24 protein-coding genes are annotated in these 26,434 nt (G+C 70.5%); 16 read left to right on the forward strand and 8 right to left on the reverse strand.

Going from position 1 to position 26,434, the window contains the following annotated elements:
* From BLU79_RS13950 to BLU79_RS13970, 5 genes are all read left to right on the forward strand, one after another.
* Positions 1–1,073, forward strand: a 1,073-nt coding sequence (locus BLU79_RS13950; RefSeq protein ID WP_371131862.1) for an alpha-amylase family protein, incomplete at its 5' end; no start/stop codon positions are given.
* On the forward strand, positions 1,070–2,788 hold the full coding sequence (gene treS / locus BLU79_RS13955) for a maltose alpha-D-glucosyltransferase (protein WP_093906061.1): 1,719 nt from the start codon (positions 1,070–1,072) through the stop codon (positions 2,786–2,788). The genes BLU79_RS13950 and treS, both read left to right, overlap by 4 nt.
* 41 nt (positions 2,789–2,829) lie before the next feature.
* Positions 2,830–4,191 carry a maltokinase N-terminal cap-like domain-containing protein gene (locus BLU79_RS13960; protein ID WP_093906062.1) on the forward strand — a complete coding sequence of 454 codons (1,362 nt, stop codon included), beginning with the start codon at positions 2,830–2,832 and terminating at the stop codon, positions 4,189–4,191.
* A 4-nt stretch (positions 4,192–4,195) separates the two neighbouring features.
* On the forward strand, positions 4,196–6,409 hold the full coding sequence (glgB, locus tag BLU79_RS13965; protein WP_093906063.1) for a 1,4-alpha-glucan branching enzyme: 2,214 nt from the start codon (positions 4,196–4,198) through the stop codon (positions 6,407–6,409).
* A 130-nt stretch (positions 6,410–6,539) separates the two neighbouring features.
* Positions 6,540–8,444 (forward strand): AMP-dependent synthetase/ligase, encoded by a 1,905-nt coding sequence (locus BLU79_RS13970; protein WP_093906064.1) that lies wholly within the window; start codon positions 6,540–6,542, stop codon positions 8,442–8,444.
* Positions 8,445–8,450: 6 nt separating this feature from the next.
* Here BLU79_RS13970 and BLU79_RS13975 read toward each other — a convergent pair whose 3' ends face one another.
* Positions 8,451–9,002 (reverse strand): fibronectin type III domain-containing protein, encoded by a 552-nt coding sequence (locus BLU79_RS13975; protein WP_177001018.1) that lies wholly within the window; start codon positions 9,000–9,002, stop codon positions 8,451–8,453.
* Positions 9,003–9,012: 10 nt separating this feature from the next.
* On the reverse strand, positions 9,013–9,615 hold the full coding sequence (locus BLU79_RS13980) for a hypothetical protein (protein ID WP_093906065.1): 603 nt from the start codon (positions 9,613–9,615) through the stop codon (positions 9,013–9,015).
* 286 nt (positions 9,616–9,901) lie between these two features.
* Here BLU79_RS13980 and BLU79_RS13985 point away from each other — a divergent pair, with 286 nt between their 5' ends.
* The 4 genes from BLU79_RS13985 (at position 9,902) to BLU79_RS14000 (ending at position 14,559) form a co-directional block, all read left to right on the forward strand.
* Entirely contained in the window at positions 9,902–11,287 is a 1,386-nt protein-coding gene (locus BLU79_RS13985) for an NAD(P)/FAD-dependent oxidoreductase (protein WP_177001019.1), read from the forward strand.
* 5 nt (positions 11,288–11,292) lie between these two features.
* Positions 11,293–13,542: an FUSC family protein gene (locus tag BLU79_RS13990; RefSeq protein ID WP_256333295.1), complete on the forward strand. Its 2,250-nt coding sequence runs from the start codon at positions 11,293–11,295 to the stop codon at positions 13,540–13,542.
* A gap of 35 nt (positions 13,543–13,577) precedes the next feature.
* On the forward strand, positions 13,578–13,799 hold the full coding sequence (locus BLU79_RS13995) for a hypothetical protein (RefSeq protein ID WP_093906067.1): 222 nt from the start codon (positions 13,578–13,580) through the stop codon (positions 13,797–13,799).
* Positions 13,800–14,103: 304 nt separating this feature from the next.
* Positions 14,104–14,559, forward strand: a complete 456-nt coding sequence (locus BLU79_RS14000; protein WP_093906068.1) for a cyclic nucleotide-binding domain-containing protein — start codon at positions 14,104–14,106, stop codon at positions 14,557–14,559.
* 52 nt (positions 14,560–14,611) lie between these two features.
* Here the strand turns inward: BLU79_RS14000 and BLU79_RS14005 are convergent, their stop codons facing one another.
* On the reverse strand, positions 14,612–15,919 hold the full coding sequence (locus BLU79_RS14005; RefSeq protein ID WP_093906069.1) for an MFS transporter: 1,308 nt from the start codon (positions 15,917–15,919) through the stop codon (positions 14,612–14,614).
* A 79-nt stretch (positions 15,920–15,998) separates the two neighbouring features.
* Positions 15,999–16,613: a LysE/ArgO family amino acid transporter gene (locus tag BLU79_RS14010; RefSeq protein WP_093906070.1), complete on the reverse strand. Its 615-nt coding sequence runs from the start codon at positions 16,611–16,613 to the stop codon at positions 15,999–16,001.
* Positions 16,614–16,713: 100 nt separating this feature from the next.
* Here BLU79_RS14010 and BLU79_RS14015 point away from each other — a divergent pair, with 100 nt between their 5' ends.
* Positions 16,714–17,622 (forward strand): LysR family transcriptional regulator ArgP, encoded by a 909-nt coding sequence (locus BLU79_RS14015; protein ID WP_093906071.1) that lies wholly within the window; start codon positions 16,714–16,716, stop codon positions 17,620–17,622.
* 122 nt (positions 17,623–17,744) lie between these two features.
* On the opposite strand, the gene BLU79_RS14020 is transcribed toward BLU79_RS14015, so the two are convergent.
* The gene (locus tag BLU79_RS14020) at positions 17,745–18,449 is read right to left on the reverse strand and encodes a TetR/AcrR family transcriptional regulator (RefSeq protein ID WP_093906072.1); all 705 of its coding nucleotides are present in this window, start codon (positions 18,447–18,449) and stop codon (positions 17,745–17,747) included.
* Positions 18,450–18,588: 139 nt separating this feature from the next.
* Between BLU79_RS14020 and BLU79_RS14025 the strand changes: the two genes are divergently transcribed.
* Positions 18,589–19,806: a saccharopine dehydrogenase family protein gene (locus BLU79_RS14025; RefSeq protein WP_093906073.1), complete on the forward strand. Its 1,218-nt coding sequence runs from the start codon at positions 18,589–18,591 to the stop codon at positions 19,804–19,806.
* A 105-nt stretch (positions 19,807–19,911) separates the two neighbouring features.
* Positions 19,912–20,145 (forward strand): WhiB family transcriptional regulator, encoded by a 234-nt coding sequence (locus BLU79_RS14030; protein WP_093906074.1) that lies wholly within the window; start codon positions 19,912–19,914, stop codon positions 20,143–20,145.
* A 62-nt stretch (positions 20,146–20,207) separates the two neighbouring features.
* Here the strand turns inward: BLU79_RS14030 and BLU79_RS14035 are convergent, their stop codons facing one another.
* The gene (locus BLU79_RS14035; protein ID WP_093906075.1) at positions 20,208–20,963 is read right to left on the reverse strand and encodes a hypothetical protein; all 756 of its coding nucleotides are present in this window, start codon (positions 20,961–20,963) and stop codon (positions 20,208–20,210) included.
* A 117-nt stretch (positions 20,964–21,080) separates the two neighbouring features.
* On the opposite strand from BLU79_RS14035, the gene BLU79_RS14040 reads away from it, so the two are divergent.
* Positions 21,081–21,431, forward strand: a complete 351-nt coding sequence (locus BLU79_RS14040) for a DUF488 domain-containing protein (protein ID WP_093906076.1) — start codon at positions 21,081–21,083, stop codon at positions 21,429–21,431.
* A 22-nt stretch (positions 21,432–21,453) separates the two neighbouring features.
* On the opposite strand, the gene BLU79_RS14045 is transcribed toward BLU79_RS14040, so the two are convergent.
* Together BLU79_RS14045 and BLU79_RS14050 are read right to left on the reverse strand one after the other, a co-directional pair.
* Positions 21,454–23,127, reverse strand: coding sequence for an FAD-binding dehydrogenase (locus BLU79_RS14045; RefSeq protein ID WP_093906077.1), 1,674 nt, complete (start codon positions 23,125–23,127; stop codon positions 21,454–21,456).
* 64 nt (positions 23,128–23,191) lie between these two features.
* Positions 23,192–23,818 carry a TetR/AcrR family transcriptional regulator gene (locus BLU79_RS14050; protein WP_093906078.1) on the reverse strand — a complete coding sequence of 209 codons (627 nt, stop codon included), beginning with the start codon at positions 23,816–23,818 and terminating at the stop codon, positions 23,192–23,194.
* A 120-nt stretch (positions 23,819–23,938) separates the two neighbouring features.
* Between BLU79_RS14050 and BLU79_RS14055 the strand changes: the two genes are divergently transcribed.
* The 3 genes from BLU79_RS14055 (at position 23,939) to BLU79_RS14065 (ending at position 26,402) form a co-directional block, all read left to right on the forward strand.
* Positions 23,939–24,568 (forward strand): alpha-ketoglutarate-dependent dioxygenase AlkB, encoded by a 630-nt coding sequence (locus BLU79_RS14055; protein WP_093906079.1) that lies wholly within the window; start codon positions 23,939–23,941, stop codon positions 24,566–24,568.
* Positions 24,569–24,856: 288 nt separating this feature from the next.
* Positions 24,857–25,606 carry an acyltransferase family protein gene (locus BLU79_RS14060; RefSeq protein ID WP_371131863.1) on the forward strand — a complete coding sequence of 250 codons (750 nt, stop codon included), beginning with the start codon at positions 24,857–24,859 and terminating at the stop codon, positions 25,604–25,606.
* 49 nt (positions 25,607–25,655) lie between these two features.
* Positions 25,656–26,402 carry an MBL fold metallo-hydrolase gene (locus tag BLU79_RS14065; RefSeq protein ID WP_093906080.1) on the forward strand — a complete coding sequence of 249 codons (747 nt, stop codon included), beginning with the start codon at positions 25,656–25,658 and terminating at the stop codon, positions 26,400–26,402.
* Positions 26,403–26,434: the final 32 nt, after the last annotated feature.

Raw genomic sequence — 26,434 nt, forward strand, 5'->3', positions numbered from 1 at the left:
CCCTCGACTTCGCCCTGCAGTGCTCCCCCGACCACCCCTGGGTCCACAAACACCCCGAGTGGTTCCACCACCGCCCCGACGGCACCATCGCCTACGCCGAGAACCCGCCGAAGAAGTACCAGGACATCTACCCCATCGCCTTCGACGCCGACCTCGACGGCCTGACCGCCGAGACCCTGCGCGTCCTGCGGCACTGGATGGACCACGGGGTGCGGATCTTCCGCGTCGACAACCCGCACACCAAGCCGGTCCTGTTCTGGCAGAAGGTGATCGCAGACATCAACCGCACCGACCCCGACGTGATCTTCCTCGCGGAAGCGTTCACCCGGCCGGCGATGATGCACACCCTGGCCCAGACCGGCTTCCAGCAGTCGTACACGTACTTCACCTGGCGCAACACCAAACAGGAACTCACCGACTACCTCACCGAACTCTCCGGCGAGGCAGCCGCCTACATGCGGCCCAACTTCTTCGCCAACACCCCCGACATCCTGCACGCCTACCTCCAGAACGGCGGCCGCCCCGCCTTCGAGGTCCGCGCCGTCCTCGCCGCCACCCTCTCCCCCACCTGGGGCGTCTACAGCGGCTACGAACTCTGCGAGAACACCCCCCTGCGCAAGGGCAGCGAGGAATACCTCCACTCGGAGAAGTACCAACTCCGCCCCCGCGACTGGGAAACCGCCGAGCGGGAAGGCCGCACCATCACGCCCCTCATCACCACGCTCAACGCGATCCGGCGCGCGAACCCCGCGCTACGGCAGCTGCGCGATCTGCACTTCCATCACGCGGACCAGGAGGCGGTGATCGCCTACTCGAAGCGGAAGGGATCGAACACGGTTCTGGTGGTCGCCAACCTCGACCCCCACCACACCCAGGAGGCCACGGTCTCGTTGGACATGCCGCAACTCGGCCTGGACTGGGATGCCTCCCTGTCCGTGCACGACGAACTGACGGGTGAGACCTACCGCTGGGGCAGGACCAACTACGTACGTCTGGAGCCCGGCAGGGTGCCCGCGCACGTGCTCCATGTCCAGGCATCCCCACCGCAGATCGGAGGGTCCCCCGCGTCATGACCGTCAACGAGCCCGTGCTGGACACCTTCGAGGACACGCCTGCCAAGGATCGTGACCCGGATTGGTTCAAGCGCGCCGTCTTCTACGAGGTCCTGGTCCGCTCCTTCCAGGACAGCAACGGCGACGGCATCGGCGACCTCAAAGGCCTCACCGCGAAACTCGACTACCTGCAATGGCTCGGCGTCGACTGCCTGTGGCTGCCGCCCTTCTTCAAATCACCGCTCAGGGACGGCGGCTACGACGTCTCCGACTACACCGCCGTACTCCCCGAATTCGGCGACCTCGCCGACTTCGTCGAATTCGTGGACTCCGCCCACCAGCGCGGTATGCGGGTCATCATCGACTTCGTCATGAACCACACCAGCGACCAGCACCCGTGGTTCCAGGAGTCGAGGAAGGACCCCGACGGCCCCTACGGCGACTACTACGTATGGGCCGACGACGACAAGGCCTACGCCGACGCCCGCATCATCTTCGTCGACACCGAGGCCTCCAACTGGACGTACGACCCCGTTCGCCAGCAGTACTTCTTCCACCGCTTCTTCTCCCACCAGCCGGACCTGAACTACGAGAACCCGACCGTGCAGGAGGAGATCCTCGCCGCCCTGCGGTTCTGGCTGGACCTGGGAATCGACGGCTTCCGGCTGGACGCGGTGCCGTACCTGTATGCGGAGGAAGGGACGAACTGCGAGAACCTTCCCGCGACCCATGAATTCCTCAGGCGGGTACGCAAGGAAATCGACGCCCAGTACCCGGACACGGCGCTGCTGGCGGAGGCCAACCAGTGGCCCGAGGACGTCGTCGACTACTTCGGCGACTACCAAAACGGCGGCGACGAATGCCACATGGCCTTCCACTTCCCCGTCATGCCGCGCATTTTCATGGCCGTACGGCGGGAATCCCGCTACCCCGTCTCGGAAATCCTCGCCAAGACCCCGGCCATTCCCGCCCGCTGCCAGTGGGGCATCTTCCTCCGGAACCATGACGAGCTGACCCTCGAAATGGTCACCGACGAGGAACGCGACTACATGTGGGCGGAGTACGCCAAGGACCCGCGGATGCGCGCCAACATCGGCATCCGGCGCAGGCTCGCCCCGCTCCTCGACAACGACCGTCACTCGATCGAGCTGTTCACGGCCCTGCTGCTCGCCCTGCCGGGCAGCCCGATCCTCTACTACGGCGACGAGATCGGCATGGGCGACAACATCTGGCTCGGCGACCGTGACGCCGTCCGCACGCCGATGCAGTGGACCCCGGACCGCAACGCGGGCTTCTCCACCTGCGACCCGGGGAAGCTCTGCCTGCCCACGATCATGGACCCGGTCTACGGCTACCAGGTGACGAACGTCGAGGCCTCGATGGCCTCCCCGTCCTCCCTGCTGCACTGGACCCGCCGCATGATCGAGATCCGCAAGCAGAACCCCGCCTTCGGACTCGGCACCTACACGGAACTCCAGTCCTCCAACCCGGCGGTCCTCGCTTTCCTGCGCGAGTACGAGGACGACCTCGTGCTCTGCGTGAACAACTTCGCGCGGTTCGCGCAGCCCACCGAACTCGACCTGCGTGAGTTCAGCGGGCGCCATCCGGTGGAGCTGTTCGGCGGGGTCCGTTTCCCGGCGATCGGCGAGCTGCCGTATCTGCTGACCCTCGGGGGCCACGGCTTCTACTGGTTCCGGCTCACCCGAGTCGCATCCCGCATCGGCAGACGGCTTTGAGCCTGAGCTTCGAGCGCGTGCCGAGGAAAGGACGGGTCACCATGCAGAAGACCGCATCTCCCCGACCGGGCCGTACGGTCGACGCGAGCCCCATGGCGTCACTCGCCGGACTGCTGCGCGAGTGGCTGCCACGGCAGCGCTGGTTCGCGGGCAAGGACCGGCCCGTCACCGACCTGGCGCTGCTGTCGATGACGGAGCTGTTCCCGGGCTGTCTGCATCTGCTGGTGCACGCCGGTCACTCGGCGGTGCCCTCACCGGGCGGCACTCCCCCGGCCGGCGACTGCTACCAACTGCTGCTCGGCGTACGGCAGCAGCTGTCGCCGCGGCTCGGCCGGGCGCTCATCGGCCAGGCGGAGGAAGGGCCGCTGGCCGGTCTGACGGTCTTCGACGCGCTGCAGGACCCCCGCTCGGCCCAGCTGCTGCTGGACCGGCTGCGGCATCCGGGCGCGGCCGGTCCGCTGCGCTTCGAGGCGGACCCGTCCGCGTCGCTGCCCGCGGGGCTCGTGCCTCGGCTGCTGGACGCCGAGCAGTCCAACTCCTCGCTGGTGTACGGCGACGCGTACATCCTGAAGCTCTTCCGGCGCATCCAGCCGGGCGTCAACCCCGACCTGGAGCTGTCCGGCGCGCTGGCCGAGCAGGGCTGCCGTCGGGTACCGGCTCCCGTGGCCTGGTTCCGGACGACGCATCCCTGGGAGGCGACGCTCGGGGTGCTGCAGCCGTTCCTGCGGGACGCCTCCGACGGCTGGACCCTGGCGCTGGACGCCCTGGCCTCGGGCGGCGACTTCACGGCGGAGGCCCGTCAGCTGGGGCGGGCGACGGCGGAGGTGCACCTGGCGCTGGCGTCGGCGTTCCCCTCCCGGGCCCGCGGCGAGAACGGCCGAACGGCGGCGGCGATGACCGAGCGCCTGGAGAACGCCGCGCACTTCGTCCCCGCGCTGCGGCCATACGTCCCCGGCCTGCGCACCGCCTTCGGCGCCCTCGCCGGCTGCGATCCCGGGCCGCCCGCCCAGCGCATCCACGGCGACCTGCATCTGGGTCAGGTGCTGCGGGCCGGCCGGGAGTGGTTCGTCATCGACTTCGAGGGTGAGCCGTCCCGCCCGCTCGCCGAGCGGCGCGGCGTCCACTCCCCGGTGCGGGACGTCGCAGGCATGCTGCGCTCCTTCGACTACGCCGCCCGGCAGCGCCGCCCGTGGCGTCCGGAGTGGGCGCGCCGCTGCCGGGAGGCCTACTGCGCGGGCTATGCCGCCGGCGCCGGGTGGGATCCGCGCAAGAAGCACGGGTTGCTGCGTGCTTATGAGACCGACCGCGCCGTGTACGAGGTGCTGTACGAGGCCCGGCACCGACCCGACTGGTTGCCCGTACCGATGGCGGCGATCGAACGCCTCGCCGTGAGAGGAGCCTGACCCCATGGCCCTGCACGAGACCTCGCGCCCCGAGCCGGCCGGACCTGGCCGGAGCGCCGCCGCGCCCGCACTCGATCCGGCCGACCGCGATCGCCTGCTGTCGGGCGCCCACCACGATCCGCACGCGCTGCTCGGCGCCCGTCCGGTGCCGGGCGGGATCGCCTTCCGGGCGCTGCGCCCGTTCGCGCGTGCGGTGAGCGTGGTGGTCGACGGGGAGCGCACGGGGCTGGTCTCGGAGGGGGGCGGCCTCTTCTCCGGCGTCCTGCCACTGGACGCCGTCCCCGCGTACACGCTGCTGGTGTCGTACGCGGAGGACGGGTCCGACGAGCGTGAGGTCCAGGACCCGTACCGCTTCCTGCCCGCTCTCGGCGAGCTCGATCTGCACCTCATCCGTGAGGGACGGCACGAGGAGCTGTGGAAGGCACTCGGCGCCGAGCCCATGACCCATCAGGGCGTGACCGGCACCCGCTTCACGGTGTGGGCGCCGAACGCGCAAGGCGTGCGGGTTGCAGGGGACTTCACCTGCTGGGACGGGACGGCGTTCCCGATGCGCTCCCTCGGGGCGTCCGGGGTGTGGGAGCTGTTTCTGCCGGGCATCGGCGAGGGCACCCGGTACAAGTTCGAGATCACCTCCCGGTACGGCGGCCGGTTCCTCAAGGCCGATCCGATGGCGCGACGCGCGGAGGTCCCGCCGGACACGGCGTCGATCGTGCATGCCTCGCACTACGAGTGGAGCGACGCGGAGTGGATGGCGCACCGGGGTGACGTCCCGGTGCACGAGGCCCCCTTCTCGGTCTACGAGGTCCACCTCCCGTCGTGGCGGCCGGGGCTGACGTACCGCCAACTCGCCGAGGAGTTGCCCGCGTACGTGGGCGGCCTCGGCTTCACCCACGTCGAGTTCATGCCGGTCGCGCACCATCCGTTCGCGGGTTCCTGGGGCTATCAGGTCACCGGCTTCTACGCGCCGACCGCGCGGCTCGGTACGCCCGACGACTTCAAGTACCTGGTGGACGCCCTGCACCAGGCCGGCATCGGCGTGATCGTGGACTGGGTGCCCGCCCATTTCCCCAAGGACGACTGGGCGCTCAGCCGCTTCGACGGGGACCCGCTGTACGAACCCGGGGACGCGCGGCGGGCCGAGCACCCGGACTGGGGGACGTTCGAGTTCGACTACGGGCGCACCGAGGTGCGCAACTTCCTCGTCGCCAACGCCACGTACTGGTGCGAGGAGTTCCACATCGACGGGCTGCGGGTGGACGCTGTCGCCTCGATGCTCTACCTCGACTACTCGCGGGACTCCGGGCAGTGGGCGCCGAACGCGTTCGGCGGGCGGGAGGACCTGGCCGCGATGGCGTTCCTGCAGGAGATGAACGCGACCGTGTATCGGCGCAATCCGGGGGTCGTCACGATCGCGGAGGAGTCGACCGCCTGGGGCGGGGTGACCCGGCCGACGGACAGCGGCGGGCTGGGGTTCGGGCTGAAGTGGAACATGGGGTGGATGCACGACTCGTTGCAGTACGTCGCCAAGGAGCCGGTGCACCGCAAGTACCACCACAACGAGATGACCTTCTCGATGGTGTACGCCTACAGCGAGAACTACGTCCTCCCGATCTCCCACGACGAGGTCGTGCACGGCAAGCAGGCGCTGGTCTCCAAGATGCCCGGCGACTGGTGGCAGCGCCGCGCCAACCACCGTGCCTACCTGGGCTTCATGTGGGCCCACCCCGGCAAGCAACTGCTCTTCATGGGGCAGGAGTTCGCCCAGGGCGCCGAGTGGTCGGAGGCGCACGGTCCCGAGTGGTGGCTGCTCGATCCCGGGTACGCGTCGGCGGGCGACCATCGGGGCGTGCAGGACCTGGTGCGTGACCTCAACGCGTGCTATCGGGCGACGGGGGCCCTGTGGGAGCGGGACACCGACCCCGGTGGCTTCCAGTGGGTGCTGGGGGACGCGGCCGACGACAACGTCTTCGCCTTCCTGCGGTACGGGGCCGACGGCAGCGCGCTGCTCGCCGTCAGCAACTTCTCCCCCGTGGTCCGCCACGACTACCGCCTCTGGGCGCCGGACCATGTCAACGCCTGGCAGGAGACCCTCAACACCGACGCAGCGCGCTACGGCGGCGGCGATGTCACCAACCCCGCCCCGGTGAAGCCGGAGGACGGGCACATCCGGCTGACCCTGCCACCGCTCGCGACGGTGTGGCTGTCGCCCTGTCCTTGAGGCCGAGATCACCGAACGGGGTCAATTGTCAGTTCCGGGCACCGCGCGCTCTCGGCTGGGCTAGATTCGGGCACCGTTGATAACGGAACTCATCGGTTACGTCACACCCGGTACGCACCAGGAGCAGCGCATGCGCGATCTCGGCCTCGCTCCCCCGACCGTCACCACCCTGACCGGCGGGCTCGCCGACAGCGTCTTCGAGACGGCGGCCCACAATCCCACGTTGCCGTTGCTCGCACGCCGCCCCGACCCCTTCTCCACCGTCTGGGAGGAGGTGACGGCCGCTGAAATGCGCGACGAGGTGACCGATCTGGCCAAGGGGCTGATCGCGTCCGGGATCTCGCCGGGCCATCGCGTGGCCATCATGGCGCGCACCCGGTACGAGTGGACGGTGCTCAGCCACGCGCTGTGGACGGTGGGCGCCGAGGTGGTCCCGATCTACCCGACGGCCTCGCGCGACCAGGTCGAGTGGATCCTGCGGGACGCGGAGTGCGTGGCCGTGGTGGTCGAGGACGAACAGGCCGTCATGACGGTGGGCTCGGTCTGCGGATCGCTGCCGCAACTGCGCCATGTCTGGCAGCTGGACGCGGGGGGACTGCAACAGCTTGTGGAGCGGGGTGAGTTCATTCCGCTCGCCACGGTCGAGTCGCTGCGCCGTATCGTGCTGCCGGACTCCACCGCGGTCGTCGCCTACACCTCCGGTACGACGGGCCGGCCCTTGGGCTGCGCCCTGAGTCACCGGAATCTGGCGAGCCCCTGCGACACACTCCTCACGGGCTGGGGCCACAAGGTGGTGCCGCCGGGAGGACAGGCGTCCGTGCTCGCCTTCCTGCCCTTCTCCCATGTGTACGGGCTCCTGCTGCAGACCCTGTGCATCCGCGGCGGCATGATGATGGGCCACGAACCCGACCTGCGCGAGGAGGGACTGTCGGCTGCCCTGCGCAGCTTCAGGCCCACCTACTTCTGCGCCGTGCCGTCGATCTTCGAGAAGATCTACAAGAACGCCCTGCGTACGGCCCAACAGGCGGGCCGGGGGGCGCTGTTCGAGCGGGCCGCCGACACCGCGCGGGACTTCGCGGCGGCACTGGAACGGCAGCGGCTGGGCGGGGGGCCGGGGCCCGGCTTCGATCTGCGACTGCAACACGCCCTGTACGAGCGGACGGTGTACCGCAAATTCCGCGCCGCGCTGGGCGGCCGGGTGATGCTGGGGACGTCCGGCGGCTCGTCCCTGAACCGTGAACTCTCCCTCTTCTACGAGGGCGTCGGCATCTACGTGAACGACGGGTACGGGCTCACGGAGACGAGCGGCGGCGTCACGGCCCAGCCGCTGGGCCGGGAGATGTCGGGGACGGTCGGGCAGGCGCTGCCCGGCATGGACATCCGGGTGGCCGACGACGGGGAGATCCTCGTGCGGGGGCCGTCGGTGTTCCAGGGCTACGTCCACGACGAGGCCTCGACGCGGGCGGCGCTGCGCGGCGGCTGGCTGGCCACCGGGGACCTCGGGCGGCTGGACTCCGACGGCTATCTCACGATCACCGGGCGCAAGAAGGACGTCGTCGTCACGAGCAGCGGCAAGAGCGTCTCCCCGGCGCTCCTGGAGCAGCGGCTCAGAATGCATCCGCTGGTGCATCAGGCGGTGGTCGTGGGCGACAACCGGCCCTGTGTCGGTGCCCTGATCACCCTGGACCCGGACTTCCTGGCGTTCTGGCGGGACTCCCTCGCGGCACGCAGCGACGCGCGGACCCGGGTGGCGCGGGAGGAGAACACGCTGCGGGAGGAGATCGCCCGGGCCGTGGCCGCCGCCAACAGCGCGGTGTCGCGGCCGGAGTCCATCCGTGTGTTCCGGGTGCTGCCCGAGCCGTTCGACGTGGCCAGCGGCTTGCTGACGCCGTCGATGAAGCTGCGCCGGGACGCGATCGTGCGGCACTACGCGCTGCAGATCGACGCGATGTACCAGGCCCGCTCGCGCGCGCCCCGGGAGCATCTGTCGGACGAGTTCGCGCACTGGGACGACGCGGACAACGTCTTCCGCTGAGCGCGGCTACTCGCCCGTGGTGAGGCGTACGACATTCGACCGCTCGCCGAGGACGAAGGCGCGGATCCGGAAGGTGGCGTGTTCGTCTCCGGGCAGGGTGGCCAGTGTCGTACCGGTGACGTCAGGATCGAGGACGGCGACGGGTTCGTACCCGGTGCCGTGCTCCTTGCGCGCCTCCAGGAGGAATCCGTCCTCGTCCGAGGAGGTGTCGGTCCAGGTGAAGCGGATGGCGTCCGGCAGTTCGGCGCGGAGCGGGCGGAACACGGGACCTCGGTAGGTCCACAGTCGGTAGAAGAACGTCGTGTCCGGCATGAGGTCGGGGTGGCGGTAACTCGACACCTGCCGGGGCAGATGGTCCAGGACGGTGTAGGGGCCCGCCTCCTCGGTCGCGAACTCCAGCATGTGGCCGGCGACTCCTGGTCGGCCGTCCGTCCAGTCGAGGTCGACGTCGGTGGGCGTCGCGAGGACACCTCGAAGGGGCTGTTCCGGGCCGGCCGTGCAGGCCGACAGCGCCAGGACCAGCGCTGCCGACGCTGCGATGCGCGCCTTTCCTCGCATACGGCGACCGCTACTTGCGCCAGAAGCGGATGTCACTCCACTCCACGGTGGCCGGCCCGCTGCCGCTGTTGGTGCGATAGGCGCCGAACTTGTCGTAGAAGCTGCCGCCGGGGCTCGCGTAGGTGTGCTTGAGCGAGCCGTTGATGTAGGTGCGGTGCTCGACGCCGACCTGGTGGACGGTGTTGACGCGGACGGTCGCGCCGACGGTCCCGGCGTTGGAGAGCGTGGTGCCGCCGTGCACGGCGTACAGCCTGCCGCCGCGCTCCACGGCGAGCATGAAGTACGGGCCGGATCCCGACTCGTGGAAGGTCTGCTTGAGGCTGATCCGGGTGCCGCTGAGGCTGGTGATGCGGAAGTAGCCCTCGAACTGGCGCGTTCCGCCGGTGTAGGTGGCGTAGCGCCGTTCAGCCCGTTGGTCGCCGCTCGCGGTGGAGCAGGTGAGCCGGAACGTCAGGCCGTCGACCTGGCCGCAGCCCCGCTCCTGCACGGAGTAGCCGGGCGACACGGACTGCCAGCCACCGGGCTCGACTTCGGCGAAGGCGTGTGGGGCGGCGAGCAAGGAGGTGGCGCACAGTGCGGAGGTGACGGTGAGGGTGCGCAGGCGTGCGAGCATCCTGCCTCCTGTTCATCTACATGAACTCTGATCCTTGATTTAGACGAGCGAGACGGACGTTAGGTCCAGACCAACGAACCGTCAAGAGATCACGCGTACACGTCTTTCATCGCCGAACCGGTGTGCCCCCGCACGGGTTGGGGCAAGGTGGCTGACGACGCATTCGTCTGCCTGCTGCTCCCGGCTGGCGGAACGACCGGTGGCACGGTGGGATCGAGGCGTGCGAAGCAGCGATCCAGGGGCAGGCGAACGTCGTCGAGGCACACGGCCTGGAGCCGCAGAAGGGATGATCACCGTGACACGACCCAGGATCCTGGTGGTTGGCGCAGGCTTCGCCGGAGTCGGCTGTGTACGCCGGCTGGAACGCAGACTCTCCCCCGACGAGGCCGAGATCACCTTGGTGACGCCGTCCTCCTACCAGCTCTATCTGCCGCTTCTGCCCCAGGTCGCCTCCGGCGTCCTGACTCCCCAGTCGATCGCCGTCTCGCTGCGCCGCAGCCGCAGGTACCGCACCCGGATCATCCCGGGCGGCGCCATCGGCGTGGACCTCGCGGCCAAGGTCTGCGTCGTCCGCACCATCACCGACAAGATCGTCAACGAGCCCTACGACTACATCGTGCTGGCGCCCGGCAGCATCACCCGCACCTTCGACATCCCGGGGCTCACCGACCACGCGTACGGCATGAAGACACTCGCGGAGGCTACCTACCTCCGCGACCACGTCATCTCCCAGCTCGACCTCGCCGACGCCAGCCAGGATCCCGACGAGCGCGCGGCACGGCTGCAGTTCGTGGTGGTCGGCGGCGGGTACGCGGGCACCGAGACCGCCGCGTGTCTGCAGATGCTGACGCACAACGCGGTCAAGCGCTATCCGCGGATCGATCCGAGCCTCATCAAGTGGCATCTGATCGACATCGCGCCGAGGCTGATGCCCGAGCTGGGCGAGAAACTCGGCGACGACGCGCAGAAGATCCTGCGCAAGCGGGGCATCGACATCTCCCTCGGCGTGTCCATCGCGAAGGCGGGTCCCGAGGAGGTCACCTTCACCGACGGCCGGGTGATCCCCACCCGCACGCTGATCTGGACCGCCGGTGTCGTCGCCAGCCCGCTGATCGGCACGCTGGGCGCGGAGACGGTCCGGGGCCGACTCGCGGTCACCGCCGAGATGAACCTGCCCGGGCACGACGGGGTGTTCGCGCTCGGCGACGCCGCCGCGGTGCCCGATGTGGCGAAGGACGAGGAGGGCGCCGTCTGCCCGCCCACCGCCCAGCACGCCATGCGCCAGGGCAAGGTCGTGGCCGACAACGTCATCGCGGCCCTGCGCGAGAAGCCGCTGCGGCCGTACAAGCACAAGGATCTCGGCCTGGTCGTCGACCTCGGCGGACGCGACGCCGTCTCCAAGCCCATCGGCATCGAGCTGAAGGGCCTGCCCGCGATGGCCGTCGCCCGCGGCTACCACTGGTCGGCGCTGCGCACCAACGTCGCCAAGACCCGCGTCATGACGAACTGGCTGCTCAACGCCGTGGCCGGGGACGACTTCGTGCGCACCGGGTTTCTGTCCCGCAGTCCGGCCAAGCTGAAGGACTTCGAGCTCGTCCACGCGTATCTGACGCCGGAGCAGCTGCGGGAGCAGGTCGGCGGGAAGGGCCCCGCCGAGGAGACGTCCGGCTGAGCGAGGTGACCACCGCGGCAGCGGGAGGGCCGGTCCGGGCGCGGCTGCGCGACCGTGTCGCGGCCTCGGACCCGGGGTTGCTGCGGCTGGGCGCAGGGCTGCGGACGGTGGGCGCGATAGCCCTCGCGCTCACCGTGCTCGCCCTGCTGGGCACCGATGTGACCCACCTGGTGGCGGGCGCCCTGGCCGCGATGGTCGCCACCTTCGCCATCCGGGAGAAACAGCGCGGACAGCAGGCCGTCACGCTCGCACTGGGGCTTCCGGTGGCGCTGGCGTCGATGACGGTCGCGGCGGTTCTGCACAGCAACGTCCTGGCGGGCGACCTGGTCTTCGTCGCGCTCATCTTCTGTGCCGTCTACGGCAGAAGATTCGGCGACCGAGGCACCGCACTCGGCCTGATCGGCTTCCAGATCTACTTCATGTCCCTCTTCGTCGGCGCCACCGTCGACGACCTGCCTGAGCTGTGCGGCGCGGTCGCGGTGGCCTTCGGGTGCAGCGCGCTGGTGCGTTTCGTGCTCGTGCCGGAGACACCGTCGGGAGTGCTCCAGCGGTTGCGGGATGCTTTCCGCGCCCGGCTGGCCCAGCTGCTGTCGGCTCAGCTCGACCTGCTCGACGCCGGCCCGGAGGAGGCGGACCGGGCCCTGGAGCGGGTGCGCGAGGGCACCGCGCGGCTGCACGAGACGGCGCTGCTGATCCAGGGCCGGCTGGCGGAGGGGACCGCCGACGAGGCCGCAGCCCGGCTGATCCAACGGCGGGTCGCGGACGCCGAGATCGCCGCCGAGCGTCTCGGGCTGTCGCTGCTCGGCGCACGCGGCGCCGAGCGCGTGGACACGCTGACCCTGCATCTGCCGGACGCGCCCGTCCCCTCGGGCGGACGGCAGCCCGTACGGGACGTGGCGACGGCCACGCTGCGACGTGACCTGGAGGCGCTGCGCCTGCTCGTCCTGCGCCCCGTCGACCAGGCCGCCGGGACCTCGGTGGCCCACCTCCGCAACCGGCTCCTCGGCTATCGCGACGAGGAGAACCTGCCCGACGCCTCCCCCGCCGTGCAGGACGTCTTCCGCCGCATCGGCGAGGCCTCCCGAGCGGTCCTCGGGCTGCGGATCGCCCTCGGCGGGGCCCAGGACGAAGCGGACGACACCCCCGCCACGGCCCGCTCGCGCGAGGAGCTGGACGCGGAGGACGCCGTGCTCGACGCCGAGGAGGAAGAGCCGGCGGAGGAACTCCGGGGTCTGCGGCGGCCCACCACCCGTGCCGCCGTGCAGGTCGCCGTGGGGTCGGCGCTGGCCATCGTCGGCGGCGAGATGCTGTCCCGGGACCGCTGGTACTGGGCGGTGCTGACCTGCTGGATCGTGTTCCTCAACACCGCGTCCACCGGCGAGATCCTGGTCAAGGGCTACCGCCGCCTGCTGGGCACGGTCCTCGGCGTCCTGGCGGGCATCGTGCTGGCGGGCGCCGTGGGGCACCACACCTGGACGGCGTTCGCGCTGGTGCTGCTGTTCGTCTTCGCGATGTTCTACTCGGCACCGCTGTCCTACACGCTGATGTCCTTCTTCGTCACCGCGGCGCTGGGCCTCCTCTACACCCTGCTGCACACCTACAGCCTCTCGGTGCTCGTGCTGCGCATCGAGGAGACGGCCCTCGGCGCGGCCTGCGGGGTGATCGCGGCCGCCTTCGTGCTGCCGGTGCAGACGGACCGCCGTACGAACGAACTCCTCGCCACCGTGCTGGAACGGCTCGGCGAGGTCACCCGCAGCGCCGTCGACCAGCTGAGCGGCGGGCCGCCCGACGAGCTGCTGGACCAGGCACGCGACCTGGACCAGTCGCTGGCCGATCTGCGGGCCGCCACCCAGCCGCTCACGCATCCGGTGACGCCCCTGCGGGCGCGGCGTGAGACCGCCCGCTATGTCGTCGCGCTGCTGGAGACGTGCGCCTACCACGCGCGCTCCCTCGCCGCGACGGCCGAGCTGCTGCCGACCCACCCGTCGATCGCTGCGGATCCCCGGCTGCGCCGGGCAGCGGGGCGAATCGCGCACAACATCGAGGCGATCTCCGCGCATGTCACCGGCGAGCACGCGACGGACGGCATCGAGACCGGCCCGAGCATCGCCTCGCTCCTGGGACCGGACGTCCCCGGTGCCCCGCGCTACGGCCGGGTCACCGACCGCGTCCTGCGGCATCTGCAACGCCTCGACGAGGGCGTGGCCGGTCTGGCCCGTCCGCTGGGCGTACCGGTGAAGGCACGGGAGGGATGACCGATCATCGAGGCGATACGGGGTACGCGTAGGGCATGACCGATGTCGTGGACTCAGTCGAACTGCTGCGGCGGATGCAGCGCGCCAGGACCTGTGCCCGGCAGGAGGAGCGGACGTGGCGGGCACGGAGCGAGACGCTGAGGTCGACCGATCCGGAGGCGGCCCGCGACGCCGCCGTACGGACGCTGGCCTACGAGACCGTGATCGCGGTGCTGGACGAGATCGTGACCCCGGGGAGGCACTCAGAGCAGACTTGAAACATGGATCGGAGTGAAACCGGTCACGTACCCCGGTCACGGTTACGCAGAATCCCCCAAGATGGTTTACGGTTCATACATACGTGGTCACGGGGTAGACCGCATCCGTCCCCCGCGCACCACCACCTACGGCCCTGGCTGGCCTCCCCCGTCCAGCCAGGGCTTTTTCATGCCCTCGGCGACCCGCCGCGCGAGATTCCCGGCCGAAACCGCCGTCCGCCGAGGTGCTCAGCGCGGCGGCAGCGGCTGAAATGGACGCAGGGAAAGCACCGGAACCTCAGTCCTCGGCGAGGAGCCCCGTGTCATGACCAAAGCGATCAAACTGCTGACTGCCCTTCCGCAGCCTCAGCGCGAGCGCCTGATGTCGCTCGCACGGGAGGTCTCCTTCCCGGAGGACGCCCGGATCTTCGAGGCGGGCGGCACGGCCGACCGCTTCTGGGTCATCCGCTCGGGCGCCGTCTCCCTCGACCAGCGTGTGACGTCCATCCAGCGGGTCACCGTCGCCAGCCTCGGTGCGGGCGACCTGCTCGGCTGGTCCTGGCTGTTCCCGCCGTTCCAGTGGGATTTCGGCGCGGAGGCCTTCAGTCCCGTGCGGGCCTACGAGTTCGAGGCGGCGGAGGTGCTGCGGCTGTGCGAGGAGGATCCGGGGCTCGGGATGTCGCTGGTGCGGCACGTCGCCGAAATCCTCGCCCACCGGCTGGAGATGACCCGGGGCAAGCTGATGGAGCAGTACGGGCAGCACCGGCGCAGCGTGCTCTGAGCGCGGGAAGCGGGTGCTCTGCCGCGTCGGGCTCGGTCTGCTCTGCGCCGCTTCAGATCCGGTAGCGGCGCAGGGCAGGGACCGCGACGGCCAGGCCCAGCATGAGGACGACGACCAGCAGGCCGCCGCCCACCGTTGCCGTACGCGCGCCGAAGGCCGAGCCCGCCGTGCCGTGCAGGACGTCGGCGAGGCGCGGTCCGCCCGCGACGACGACCGTGAACACGCCCTGCATCCGGCCGCGCATCTCGTCGCTGGCGGCGGACAGCAGGATCGCCCCGCGGAACACCATCGAGACCATGTCGGCGACCCCGGCGAGGGCCAGGAACACCACCGCGAGCCACAGACTGCCGCTCAGCCCGAAGCCGGTGATGGCGGCGCCCCAGGCGACGACCGCGCCGATCACCATCCAGCCGTGCCGACGGGCCCGGGAGAACGTGCCGGAGAACAGTCCGCCGGCCACCGCGCCGATCGGGATCGCCGCGAACAGCAGACCGAGGGCCAGCCCCTCGCCGTACGACGCGTAGTTCTGGCTCGCCAGTTGGGGGAACAGGGCGCGGGGCATGCCGAAGACCATCGCGATGACGTCGGCCAGGAAGGACAGCAACAGCACCTTGTGCAGGGCGATGTAGCGGAAGCCCTCCGCGATCTCGCGCACACCCGCGCGCCGCTTCCCGGTGCCGGTCGTGCTCGCCGGCGGCGGCAGCGCGGGCAGCCGTACGACCGCCCAGACGGTGACGCACAGGGCGAGCGCGTCGATGAGGTACAGCTCGGCCAGGCCGATGACGGGGATGAGCACACCGGCGAGCAACGGCCCCACCACCTGGCCGGTCTGCATGACGGTCGAGCCGAGGGCGTTCGCGGCGGGCAGTTCGTCGGCCGGGACCAGACGGGCGATGGAGGCGTTGCGGGCCGGGGCGTTGAGCCCCCAGAACGCCTGCTGCACGGCGAGCAGCACCATCAGCGTGGGCACGGAGTCGAGGCCGGTGACGGCCTGGAGCCAGAACAGCACCGAGGTGACGGCGATGCCGCTGTTGGTGATCAGCAGCAGCTTGCGCCGGTCCATGCTGTCGGCGATCGCGCCGCCCCACAGTGCGAACACCGCGAGCGGCAGCAGTCCGGCGAGGCTCGCGGCGCCGACCCACGCCGAGGAGCCGGTGATGTCGTAGATCTGCTTGGGCACCGCGACCGCCGTAAGCTGGCTGCCGACGGCCGTGACGATGGTCGAGGACCACAGACGGCGGTAGGCCGGGCGGCGCAGCGGCCGGGTGTCCATCGCCCAGCGACGCCGGCCGCGCCGCTGGGTTTCTACCGCGGAAGGGTCCTTCTCCTGTGGTTCGGTACTGCTCTCGCTGGTGTCCACGCGCTTCCTGGATGCTCGTTACATCTTTTCAAGCCGGAGATCACTATGGCAGCACCGCCCAGGTGTTCGGATCCGCGTCTCAGCTTCCGGCGATGAGGGTGGCACCCAGCCCGATCATCGTTGCCGCGACCAGACCGTCCAGCACACGCCAGGCCCCCGGCTTGGCGAGGTGGCGGCTCAGCAGCCGCGCCCCGAAGCCGAGCGCGGCGAACCAGCACAGGCTCGCCAGTACCGCGCCGAGTCCGAACGTCCAGCGCATCGGGCCACGGTCGGCGGCGACCGTGCCGAGCAGGAACACGGTGTCGAGGTAGACGTGCGGGTTGAGCCAGGTCATCGCGAGACAGGTCAGCACCGCCCGCCGCCGTGACCCCGCCGCGGCGCCGTCCGTCACCAGAGCGCCGCCGGGCCGGATGACCCGGCGGGCGGCGAGAGCGCCGTAGCAGAGCAGGAAGGCCCCGCCGATCCACGCGACCGCAGTCAGCACACCGGGCCACGCCACGACCACCGCGCCGACGCCGGCCACACCCAGGGTGATGAGGACCGCGTCGGACAGGGCGCAGATGCCGACGACGGCGAGAACGGCGTCGCACCGGATCCCCTGGCGCAGGACGAAGGCGTTCTGGGCGCCGATGGCGACGATGAGCGAGAGGCCGGTGCCGAATCCGGCCGCAGCGGTGGTCAAGGCGTTTGTCATGCCATTGACGCTAGGGAAGCGATCTCTTGACGTACAGCTAAAGATTCTTACGTATCATTAGCATTGATTAAGACGTCATTGCTCATGAGACAGGGCACGGATGCGCACAGAGCTGACGGAGCTTCCCCTCGACCATGTACGGACCCTGCTCGCGGTGGTGGACGAGGGCACCTTCGACGCGGCCGCCGCCGCGCTGCATGTGACGCCGTCGGCGGTCAGCCAGCGGGTGAAGGCGTTGGAGCAGCGCACGGGGCGGGTGCTGCTGGTGCGGACGAAGCCGGTGCGGCCGACCGAGTCGGGTGAGGTCGTCGTCCGGTTCGCCCGTCAGCTGGCGCGGCTGGAGCGGGATGCGCGGGCCGAGCTGGGGATGAGCGGGGCCGGGGACGCGACCCGGGTGTCGATCGCGGTCAACGCCGACTCGCTGGCGACGTGGTTCCTGCCGGCACTCACGCGGGTGCCCCAAGAGCCGCCGCTCTGCTTCGAGCTGCGGCGGGAGGACGAGAGCCGTACGGCGACGCTGCTGCGGGAGGGGCTGGTGATGGCCGCGGTGACCTCGGCACCCGATGCCGTGGCGGGCTGCTCCGTACGTCCGCTCGGCCGGTTGCGCTATCTGGCCGCGGCGAGCCCGGAGTTCGCCGAACGCCATCTCGCCGGCTCCCTGCGGGAAGCGCTCGCACAGGCGCCGGTGATGGCCTTCGACCGCAGCGACGATCTCCAGGACGCGTTCGTCCGCGCACTGCGGCGAACCCGCACCGGCGCGAGTGCGGTACGGCACTACGTCCCCACCTCGGAGGGCTTCCTGTCCGCCGTGAGCGCCGGCCTGGGCTGGGGCATGCTCCCCGAGGTACAGGCGGAACCCCTCTTCGAGGACGGCCGCCTCGTCCAACTGGCCCCGGACCGCCCGGTCGACGTCCCGCTGTACTGGCAGCAGTGGAAACTGGACTCACCGGCACTGGCCGCGGTGACGAAGGCGGTGACGGCAACGGCGGCGGAGTCACTGCGCCGCTGAACGGGTCGGGCGCTTCTCACCGCCGGTTCTGCAACGCCCCAAAGGGGCGCGGGGAACTGCGCGACCGGCCACGACACCGCCGCAGACCCAAGACAACCCAGCGTGGCACCATCAGCGGACCGCTACCGCAACGCCTCCCGCTGGCCGGCCACGCTGTCCAGAAGCATCTCCAGAGCCGTCGGATAGGCGCTTGTCACCATCAGGTTCGCCAGCAGAGGCGCCGCCTCGGCGATCCGAGGATGGCTGCTACGAGGCAGCCGCGCATACGTAGAGCGCCACATACCCTCGTCAGCGCGCAACGAGTCACTCGGCAGAGCCAACGACGCCGCGTCGAGCGCGGCAAAGGCAAGGGTCTGATCGATGAAGGCGTGATAGATGCGCACGGTGTCCCCCAGCGGGAACCCCGCGCTGCGCAGGATGTCCAACACGGCCTCGTCGGCGGCGAGTTCGTTGGCGCGCCCGGTGACCCGGTTCGTGGTCAGGACGGCGGCCTGCGGGTGGGCGACGTACGCGGCGTGGATGCGCAGCCCGACGGCGCGCAGGTCCTCCCGCCACTCCCCCGCCGGTTCCCAGCCCTGAAGCGCCTGGCCGATGAGGGCGTCACCGATGGCGAGGGTCAGCTCGTCCATGCCGCGGAAGTACCGGTACAGCGTGCTGGGGTCGGCGTCGAGGGCCAGGCCGAGGCGGCGGGCGGTGAGGCCGGCGCTGCCGTGTTCACGCAGCATGCGCAGCGCCGTCTCGACGATGAGCCGCTCGGAGAGCACGGTGCCGCTCTTCGTGGGACGTCGTCGGCGTCGTTTCTCCTCGGGAACGACTGGTTTCGGCACGATGCTCTCCGTCCGTATGCCGCAGGCCCTCGCCTTATGCCAACGCCATTGACCTTACGTGACCGGGAGGCGTTGTATCTCCGGCGGGGCCCCATCACGTCGTAGACCTTCAGTGACCTTCAGTCGAGGGAGTCATGTCATGCGTGTACTGCTCGTGGGCGCCGGCGGTGTGGGTACCGCCGTCACCCGGATCGCGGCCCGGCGTCCGTTCTTCGAGGCGATGGTGGTCGCCGACTACGACCTCGGGCGCGCCGAGGCGGCCGTGGGGGCGCTCGACGGCGACGCCCGGTTCCGGGCCGAGCGCGTGGACGCGAGCGACGAGGCGGCGGTCACCGCGCTACTGGAGCGGCACGCGTGCGACGTGCTCCTCAACGCCACCGACCCGCGCTTCGTGATGCCGCTGTTCCAGGCCGCGCGCACGGCCGGGGCCACGTATGTGGACATGGCGATGTCGCTGTCGCGGCCGCATCCGCAGCGACCGTACGAGGAGTGCGGGGTCAAGCTGGGCGACGCCCAGTTCGAGCAGGCGGCCGACTGGGAGAAGGCGGGCGCGCTGGCCCTGGTCGGCATGGGCGTGGAGCCGGGTCTGTCGGACGTGTTCGCCCGGTACGCGGCCGACGAGCTCTTCGACGAGATCGAGGAGATCGGCGTCCGTGACGGTGCGAACCTCACCGTCGACGGCTATGACTTCGCGCCGTCCTTCAGCATCTGGACGACGATCGAGGAGTGTCTCAATCCGCCGGTGGTCCACGAGGAGGGGCGCGGCTGGTTCACCACCGAACCGTTCAGCGAGCCCGAGGTGTTCGACTTCCCCGAGGGTATCGGCCCGGTCGAGTGCGTGAACGTCGAGCACGAGGAGGTGCTCCTGATGCCACGCTGGGTCGACGCGCGCCGGGTGACCTTCAAGTACGGCCTGGGCGAGGAGTTCGTCAGCACGCTGAAGACGCTGCACCTGCTGGGCCTCGACAGCACCGCGCCGGTGACCGTGCCGAGCGCCGACGGGCCTGTGCGCGTCTCGCCCCGGGATGTCGTCGCCGCGTGTCTGCCGGACCCGGCGACGCTGGGCGAGCGGATGCACGGCAAGACCTGCGCGGGCACCTGGGTGCAGGGCGTCAAGGACGGGAAGCCGCGCGAGGTGTACCTGTACCACGTGGTCGACAACCAGTGGTCCATGGCGGAGTACGGCAGTCAGGCCGTGGTGTGGCAGACCGCGATCAACCCGGTCGTGGCCCTCGAACTCCTCGCCACCGGCGCCTGGTCGGGCGCGGGCGTACTGGGTCCGGAGGCCTTCCCGGCCCGCCCCTTCCTGGATCTGCTGACCGCGTACGGCTCCCCGTGGGGCATGCGCGAACAGTGACCGGATCTGCCGGGGTCCAACGGGGTTTCACTCGCGCATCGACAGGCGACTCGAAAACGAGTAATTCATCACCGAGGGCACGTTCGACGATCGCAGGTGACTTTGATGGACGACTGGCGAAACAGCGCCGCCTGCCGCCATGAGGACCCCGACCTCTTCTACCCGATCGGCACGTCCGGACCGACCGTGCTGCAGACGGAGCAGGCTAAGGCCGTCTGCCGACGCTGCTCGGTCCGGGATCAGTGTCTGCGCTGGGCGCTCGACATGGACCAGTTCATCGGGATCTGGGGCGGCAAGAGCGAGGCCGAGCGACGGGCGTTGCGGCAGCGGGCCGGATGACCCATGGGCCACGGAACCGCGCCGTCGGGCTCGGCGGCGGATCCTGAGCCGTTCGGGGGACGTCAGCGGGCCAGCGACTCGGCATCGCCCATGACGACGACGGGATGCCGCTCGGGATCCAGCGCCAGCAGCAGCAGCCTCATGTGCTCCCGCGCGAGACTCACGCAGGCCTGGGTGGGCGCTCCGTGGTCCACGTGGAGCCAGATGCCGCCGCCGCGTCCATCGCCGAGCGGGCGGGTCCGGTCGAGGGGCGAGGTGCCGGTCGTGCGGTTGTAGTCGATGGCGATCACGTAGTCGAAGGAACCGGCGAGGGGTTCGCCCTCGAAGCCGGTACCGCTGGCGATGAATCCGTCGCCGTAGTCGTACGACAGCCTGGTCCCGGGGTCATTGAGCAGGCCCCCGGCGTCCGTCAGTGTGAAGACCCCGATGGGTGAGCGCATGTCGCCGGCAAGGTGGTGGTCGGTCCAGCCGCGCAGCGCGTTGCGAGCGGGCCAGCTGCTGCCCGCCTTCCAGCCGGTGTCGGTGCGCTCGTACAAGACGACGGTGGAGTGTGAGGAGTTCCTGCCGCGTCCGGTCACGACGAGGGCCTGCCGGGTCTCGGGCGGCACCCCGGCCCTGGTCACGGGGCCCAGTCCGGGCAGCCTTCGCGCGGCCGCCTCGGCGGCGGCGGCCTCGGCAGGGGCGCCGGCGGCGGCCTCGGGCCCGGGGGTGCGGGTGACAGCGGGCTCTTCATCCGGCGTCGGTGTGGCATCGGCGCCACAGCCGGTCAGCAGCAGGGAGGCGACCAGTAGGGCGACACCGGAGTTGTGCGTGATCATGCACAGACCTTGACCAACGCTTATAAGAAACTTGTAAGGATCCGTCCGATCCGACGGGTCGCCGCGAGCATCCGAGGGACTCGCATCCGAGCGCGAGCGTCCGAGAAGGGGCCGATCATGAGCGTTCGCATCCGCCGTGTGTACGAAGCACCCGAGCCCGAGGACGGCGTGCGCGTCCTGGTGGACCGGCTGTGGCCGCGCGGCCTGTCGAAGGATGCCGCGCGGGTGGACGAGTGGCCCAAGGGGCTCACGCCGTCCACCGAACTGCGGCGCTGGTACCACGCGGACGAGAGGTCGTACGAGGAGTTCGCCGAGCGGTACGAGGCGGAGCTCGCCGCGCCCGAGGCTGCGGAACTCGTCGATCACGTGCGGGAGTTGGCGAGCAAGGGCGATGTGACACTGCTGACCGCGTCGAAGACCCCGGAGGCGAGTCACGCCGCTGTGCTGGCCCGCCTCCTCGAAGCTTGAGAAGACGGGCCGTACGTCACCGTCAGGCCGTCTGCCGCCCCGCCGCCCGGCCCGCCGCCCGGCCCGAGAAGAGACAGCCGCCGAGGAAGGTGCCCTCCAGGGCGTTGTAGCCGTGGACGCCACCGCCGCCGAAGCCGGCGACCTCGCCGGCCGCGTACAGGCCGTCGATGGGCGTCCCGTCGGCTGCGAGCGCGCGGGAGTCGAGGTCGGTCTGGATGCCGCCGAGGGTCTTGCGGGTCAGGACGTGCAGCTTGACGCCGATCAGGGGGCCGGCCGCAGGGTCGAGGATGCGGTGCGGGGTGGCGACGCGGCCGAGGCGGTCGCCGATGTAGCGGCGGGCGTTGCGGATGCCCTGCACCTGGGCGTCCTTGCTGTAGGGGTTGGCGATCTGGAGGTCGCGGGCCTCGATCTGGCGCCGCAGGCCCTCCGCGTCGAGGAGCGGCTTGTCCGTCAGCTCGTTCATCTTCTCGACCAGTTGCTCCAGGTTCGGAGCGGTCACGAAGTCCGCGCCGTTGCGCAGGAACGCCGCCACCGGTCCCGGGGCGCCCTTGCCGAGCACGCGCTCCTTCAGGAACCCGGCGCGGTCCTTGGCGGTGATGTCGGGGTTCTGCTCGGAGCCCGACAGCGCGAACTCCTTCTCGATGATCTTCTGGGTGAGGATGAACCAGGAGTGGTCGTAGCCGGCGATGTCCTCGGTCGTGCGCAGGTACTTGAGGGTGCCGAGGGTGTCGTAGCCCGGCAGACACGGGTCGGGCAGGCGGCGGCCGAGGGCGTCGAACCACAGGGAGGACGGGCCGGGCAGGATGCGGATGCCGTGGCCGGGCCAGATCGGGTCCCAGTTCTGGATGCCCTCGGTGTAGTGCCACATGCGGTCGCGGTTGACCAGCCGTACGCCCGCCTCCGCGCTGATGTCGAGCATCCGGCCGTCGACGTAGGCGGGAACGCCGGTGACCATCTCGGCGGGCGGGGTGCCGAGCCGCTCGGGCCAGTAACGGCGGACGATGTCGTGGTTGGCGCCGATGCCGCCGGTGGTGACGATCACGGCCTGTGCGGTCAGCTCGAACTCGCCGACGCGGTCGCGGTTGGAGGCGACACCCCGGGGCGAGTTGTCCTCGGCCAGGACCGTGCCGCGCACGCCGCGTGCCGCCCCGTCCTCGATGACCAGCTCGTCGACCTGGTGCCGGTGGTAGAAGGTGAGCAGCCCGTCGCGCGAGGCCTGCTTGGCGTACCGCACGAACGGCTCCACGACGCCCGTACCGGTGCCCCACGCGATGTGGAACCGGGGCACGGAGTTGCCGTGGCCGTGGGCGCGCAGGTCGCCGCGCTCCGCCCAGCCCACCGTGGGCAGGAACTTGATGCCGTGCCCGTCCAGCCAGGCCCGCTTCTCGCCGGCCGCGAACTCGACGTACGCGCGCGCCCAGCGCACCGCCCAGGAGTCCTCGTCGTCCACCCGGTCGAATCCGGCGCTGCCCTGCCAGTCGCTCCAGGCCAGGTCGAGGGAGTCCTTGATGCCCAGGCGCCGCTGCTCCGGGGAGTCGACGAGGAACAGACCGCCGAAGGACCAGAACGCCTGCCCGCCGAGGTTGGCGGCGTTCTCCTGGTCCACCAGCGCGACCCTGCGGCCCCGGCCGGTCAGTTCGCTCGCGGCGACCAGGCCGGCGAGTCCCGCTCCGACGACGATGACGTCGGCATCCATGGCGACCGTCCCTTCCTCATTCGGTGGTTTGGCTGTGCGGTGGTGTGGCTGTGCTGTGGTGTGGCTATGCGGTGGTGCCGCTGCCGTCGGTGAGCAGCGCGGTGAGCAGTTGGCCCAGCCGGACGCGGGCGTGCTCCACGTCGTTGTCCAGCAGGAGTTGGGTGGTGACGCCGTCGTACGCGGCGACCACGGCATGGGCGGCGCCGTCGATGTCGCCGAGCACGGCGGGCAGTTCGGTGTGTCCCCGCGCGCGGGCCAGCCGGTCGGCGATCGCCCCGCGCAGCCGGGCGCGGTGTTCCAGCAGGGTCCGGGCGACGGCCGGGTCACGCGCGGCGTGCACCAGGAAGTCCGTCTTCACCAGCAGCCAGTCGCGGTCCAGCAGCAGAATCTCGGTGACCCGGTCCACGGCGGCGGGCACGTCGAGGCCGGGCCCGTCGAGGGCGAGCGCCCCGGACACCTGCTCGGCGATCAGGTCCGCGCGCTGCTGGTACAGGGCGAAGAACAGCTCGTCCAGGCTGTCGAAGTTGGAGTAGAAGGCGCCTCTGCTGTAGCCGGCGGCCTCGCAGACCTCCTCGATGGAGACGCGGCCGAACCCCTTGGCGGCGAACACGGCGAACGCGGCGTCGAGGAGATTGGCCCGTGTGCGGACGCGGCGCTTGGTGACGCGCCGGGTCGTTTCCTCTACCGCCATGTCCGGACCTCCATTCGATACGTGAATGTATCCGATACATCGATGTATCCGAAGAGGGGCGACGAGCCTGGCCGGAAACCCAATGGGAACAGATATTCGATTCAGGAGTACGCTGGAACCATGGCCACGCACCTCCAGGGCTCCCTGTTCGACCAGACCGACGAGCTGCGGCTCGGGTCCCTCGCCGGGATCCGCCGCACCCGGCTCGCGCAGGGCGCCTGGATCGACGTCCTGCCCGGCTGGCTCAGCGGAGCCGACGCGCTGTTCGAACAGCTCGCCGCCGAGGTGCCGTGGCGTGCGGAGCGGCGCACGATGTACGACCACGTGGTCGACGTACCGCGCCTGCTCGCCTTCTACGGCGCGGACGACGTACTCCCGCACCCGGTCCTCACGGAGGCCCGGGACGCACTGACCGCGCACTACGCCGAGGAGCTGGGCGAACCGTTCACCACGGCCGGGCTCTGCTACTACCGCGACGGCCGGGACAGCGTGGCCTGGCACGGGGACCGGATCGGGCGGGGCGCCCGCGAGGACACCATGGTCGCCATCCTCTCCGTGGGCGCACCCCGGGATCTGCTGCTGCGTCCGATGCGGGGTGGCGGCGAGACGGTGCGTCGCCCGCTGGGGCACGGCGACCTCATCGTGATGGGCGGCTCCTGCCAGCGGACCTGGGAGCACTCGGTACCGAAGACCACCCGCGCCGCGGGACCGCGCATCAGCGTGCAGTTCCGCCCAAACGGCGTGCACTGAGGCGTCAGAGGCGGACGCTTCGGGTACACGCGGGGGCTGCCTCCGGCGGACGGTGCCGGAGGCAGCCCTTCCTCTGGGCGAAGCCCTGGGGCGCCGCCACACTGATGCGGATGAGCGCTCAGACGCAGGCACCGGCCACGGCTCCCCGGCGCGGCGAACTGGACCTGCTCCGGGTCCTCGTGGTCCTCGGTCTGGTCTTCTTCCACACGGCCCTGGTCTTCGCCACGGAGGGCGACTACTACGTCCAGAACGCGGAGACCACCGAGGCGATCACGATCCTCGTTCTTCGTGGACGGGGACCACTTCGAGTCCGGCCATCTATGGTTCGTGCTCCTGCTGCTCGCGTTCTGCCTGCTGCTGGCTCCGTTCGCGGCACGCCTCGCGGCCGGCGGCGACCGGGCCGCGGAGATCGTCGCCGGGCACCCCGCCCTGCTTGTGCTGCCCGTGCTGCCGCTCGCGCTGCTCCAGGTGCCGCTGGGCATGGAGGAGGACTACGCGGCCTGGCACCACTGGGCCTACCTGGTGTTCTTTCTCCACGGCTTCACTCTCGTCGGGGACGAGCGGGTCCGGGCCGTCATGCGCCGGCTCGCCCGGCCGCTGGGCGTGGCGGGGGTGGTGCTGTTCGCCGCGTGCGGTCCCGGGTTCATGACGCTGGACGACCCGTTCACCGACCGCACGCCGCTCGCGCTGGTCACCCGCGCCTTGTTCAGCGCGGCGGGCTGGTGCCTGGTGGCGGCCATCCTCGGCACGCTGGACCGGCCGCGCGAACAGCGGCCTGCGGAGTCCCGCCCGAGGCCCGTGATGGCATACCTGGGCGTCGCCGCCCTGCCGTTGTACGTGCTGCACCAGCCGGTCGTGGTCGTCCTCGCGTACGGCGTGGTGGGCTGGTCGGCGCCGATCGTGGTCGAGTACACGGTGATCGTGACCGGTTCGTTCGCCGTGATCCTCGTGCTGTACGAGTGCGTGGTGCGCAGAACGCGGCTCACGCGGTTCCTGTTCGGGATGCGTGCGGCCCCGCCGAACGCGCTGTCATCTTGATCTGCTTTGCTGTGCCCGTCGGGCACGGACCTCATCACGCGGGACGATCATGCGGGCAGAGATACAGCAAGTCGCCGACGGCACCTATCTGGTGCACGGCAGCAACACGAACTGGGTGATCCTGACCGAGGGTGACGCGGTCACGCTGGTCGACACCGGCTACCCCGGTGACCGGGCCAAGCTGCTCGCCTCGCTCACGGAGGTGGGGAGTTCGCCGGAGGCGGTCACGGCCGTACTGATCACCCACGCGCACACGGACCACCTGGGCAACGCCGAGTACCTGCGCGCCACGTACGGCACCCCGGTGTACCTCCATGAGGCCGAAGTGCCGCATGCCCGCCGGGAGTTCCTGCACCAGGTGAACGTGGGGACGGTCCTGAAGAACGGCTGGCGGCCGGGGGTCCTGCCCTGGGCGATCCACGCCATCCGGTCCGGCGGCACCGCGCATGTGCCGGTCATTTCCCCCGAGGCGTTCCCCTCGGCCGGTCCGCTGGACCTGCCCGGGCGTCCCGTGCCGGTGCACACGCCCGGCCACACCGACGGGCACTGCGCCTTCCATCTGCCGGACGCCGGTGTGGTGATCGCGGGCGACGCCCTGGTGAGCGGGCACCCCACCTCGCGGATCAAGGGACCGCAGCTGCTGCCGGACATGTTCCACCGCGAGCGGGCCCGGGCCGTGGCCTCGCTGGACGTGTTCGAAGGGCTCAAGGGCGACGTGCTGCTGCCCGGGCACGGGCCCGTGCACCGGGGCTCGGTGCACGACGCCGCTCTTCAGGCCCGGGAACGCGCGCTCTAAGGTGAGGTGACGATCACCGGCGAGGCGAGGAC

Source organism: Streptomyces sp. cf386 (assembly GCF_900103585.1).
Lineage (GTDB): Bacteria > Actinomycetota > Actinomycetes > Streptomycetales > Streptomycetaceae > Streptomyces.

What these genes read in the sequence shown, in the direction of transcription:
- treS (WP_093906061.1), top strand. Translation starts at nt 1,070, where the DNA reads ATGACCGTCAACGAGCCCGTGCTGGACACCTTCGAGGACACGCCTGCC.
- BLU79_RS13960 (WP_093906062.1), top strand. Translation starts at nt 2,830, where the DNA reads ATGCAGAAGACCGCATCTCCCCGACCGGGCCGTACGGTCGACGCGAGC.
- glgB (WP_093906063.1), top strand. Translation starts at nt 4,196, where the DNA reads ATGGCCCTGCACGAGACCTCGCGCCCCGAGCCGGCCGGACCTGGCCGG.
- BLU79_RS13970 (WP_093906064.1), top strand. Translation starts at nt 6,540, where the DNA reads ATGCGCGATCTCGGCCTCGCTCCCCCGACCGTCACCACCCTGACCGGC.
- BLU79_RS13975 (WP_177001018.1), bottom strand. Translation starts at nt 9,002, where the DNA reads ATGCGAGGAAAGGCGCGCATCGCAGCGTCGGCAGCGCTGGTCCTGGCG.
- BLU79_RS13980 (WP_093906065.1), bottom strand. Translation starts at nt 9,615, where the DNA reads ATGCTCGCACGCCTGCGCACCCTCACCGTCACCTCCGCACTGTGCGCC.
- BLU79_RS13985 (WP_177001019.1), top strand. Translation starts at nt 9,902, where the DNA reads ATGATCACCGTGACACGACCCAGGATCCTGGTGGTTGGCGCAGGCTTC.
- BLU79_RS13995 (WP_093906067.1), top strand. Translation starts at nt 13,578, where the DNA reads ATGACCGATGTCGTGGACTCAGTCGAACTGCTGCGGCGGATGCAGCGC.
- BLU79_RS14000 (WP_093906068.1), top strand. Translation starts at nt 14,104, where the DNA reads ATGACCAAAGCGATCAAACTGCTGACTGCCCTTCCGCAGCCTCAGCGC.
- BLU79_RS14010 (WP_093906070.1), bottom strand. Translation starts at nt 16,613, where the DNA reads ATGACAAACGCCTTGACCACCGCTGCGGCCGGATTCGGCACCGGCCTC.
- BLU79_RS14015 (WP_093906071.1), top strand. Translation starts at nt 16,714, where the DNA reads ATGCGCACAGAGCTGACGGAGCTTCCCCTCGACCATGTACGGACCCTG.
- BLU79_RS14025 (WP_093906073.1), top strand. Translation starts at nt 18,589, where the DNA reads ATGCGTGTACTGCTCGTGGGCGCCGGCGGTGTGGGTACCGCCGTCACC.
- BLU79_RS14030 (WP_093906074.1), top strand. Translation starts at nt 19,912, where the DNA reads ATGGACGACTGGCGAAACAGCGCCGCCTGCCGCCATGAGGACCCCGAC.
- BLU79_RS14035 (WP_093906075.1), bottom strand. Translation starts at nt 20,963, where the DNA reads ATGATCACGCACAACTCCGGTGTCGCCCTACTGGTCGCCTCCCTGCTG.
- BLU79_RS14040 (WP_093906076.1), top strand. Translation starts at nt 21,081, where the DNA reads ATGAGCGTTCGCATCCGCCGTGTGTACGAAGCACCCGAGCCCGAGGAC.
- BLU79_RS14045 (WP_093906077.1), bottom strand. Translation starts at nt 23,127, where the DNA reads ATGGATGCCGACGTCATCGTCGTCGGAGCGGGACTCGCCGGCCTGGTC.
- BLU79_RS14050 (WP_093906078.1), bottom strand. Translation starts at nt 23,818, where the DNA reads ATGGCGGTAGAGGAAACGACCCGGCGCGTCACCAAGCGCCGCGTCCGC.
- BLU79_RS14055 (WP_093906079.1), top strand. Translation starts at nt 23,939, where the DNA reads ATGGCCACGCACCTCCAGGGCTCCCTGTTCGACCAGACCGACGAGCTG.
- BLU79_RS14065 (WP_093906080.1), top strand. Translation starts at nt 25,656, where the DNA reads ATGCGGGCAGAGATACAGCAAGTCGCCGACGGCACCTATCTGGTGCAC.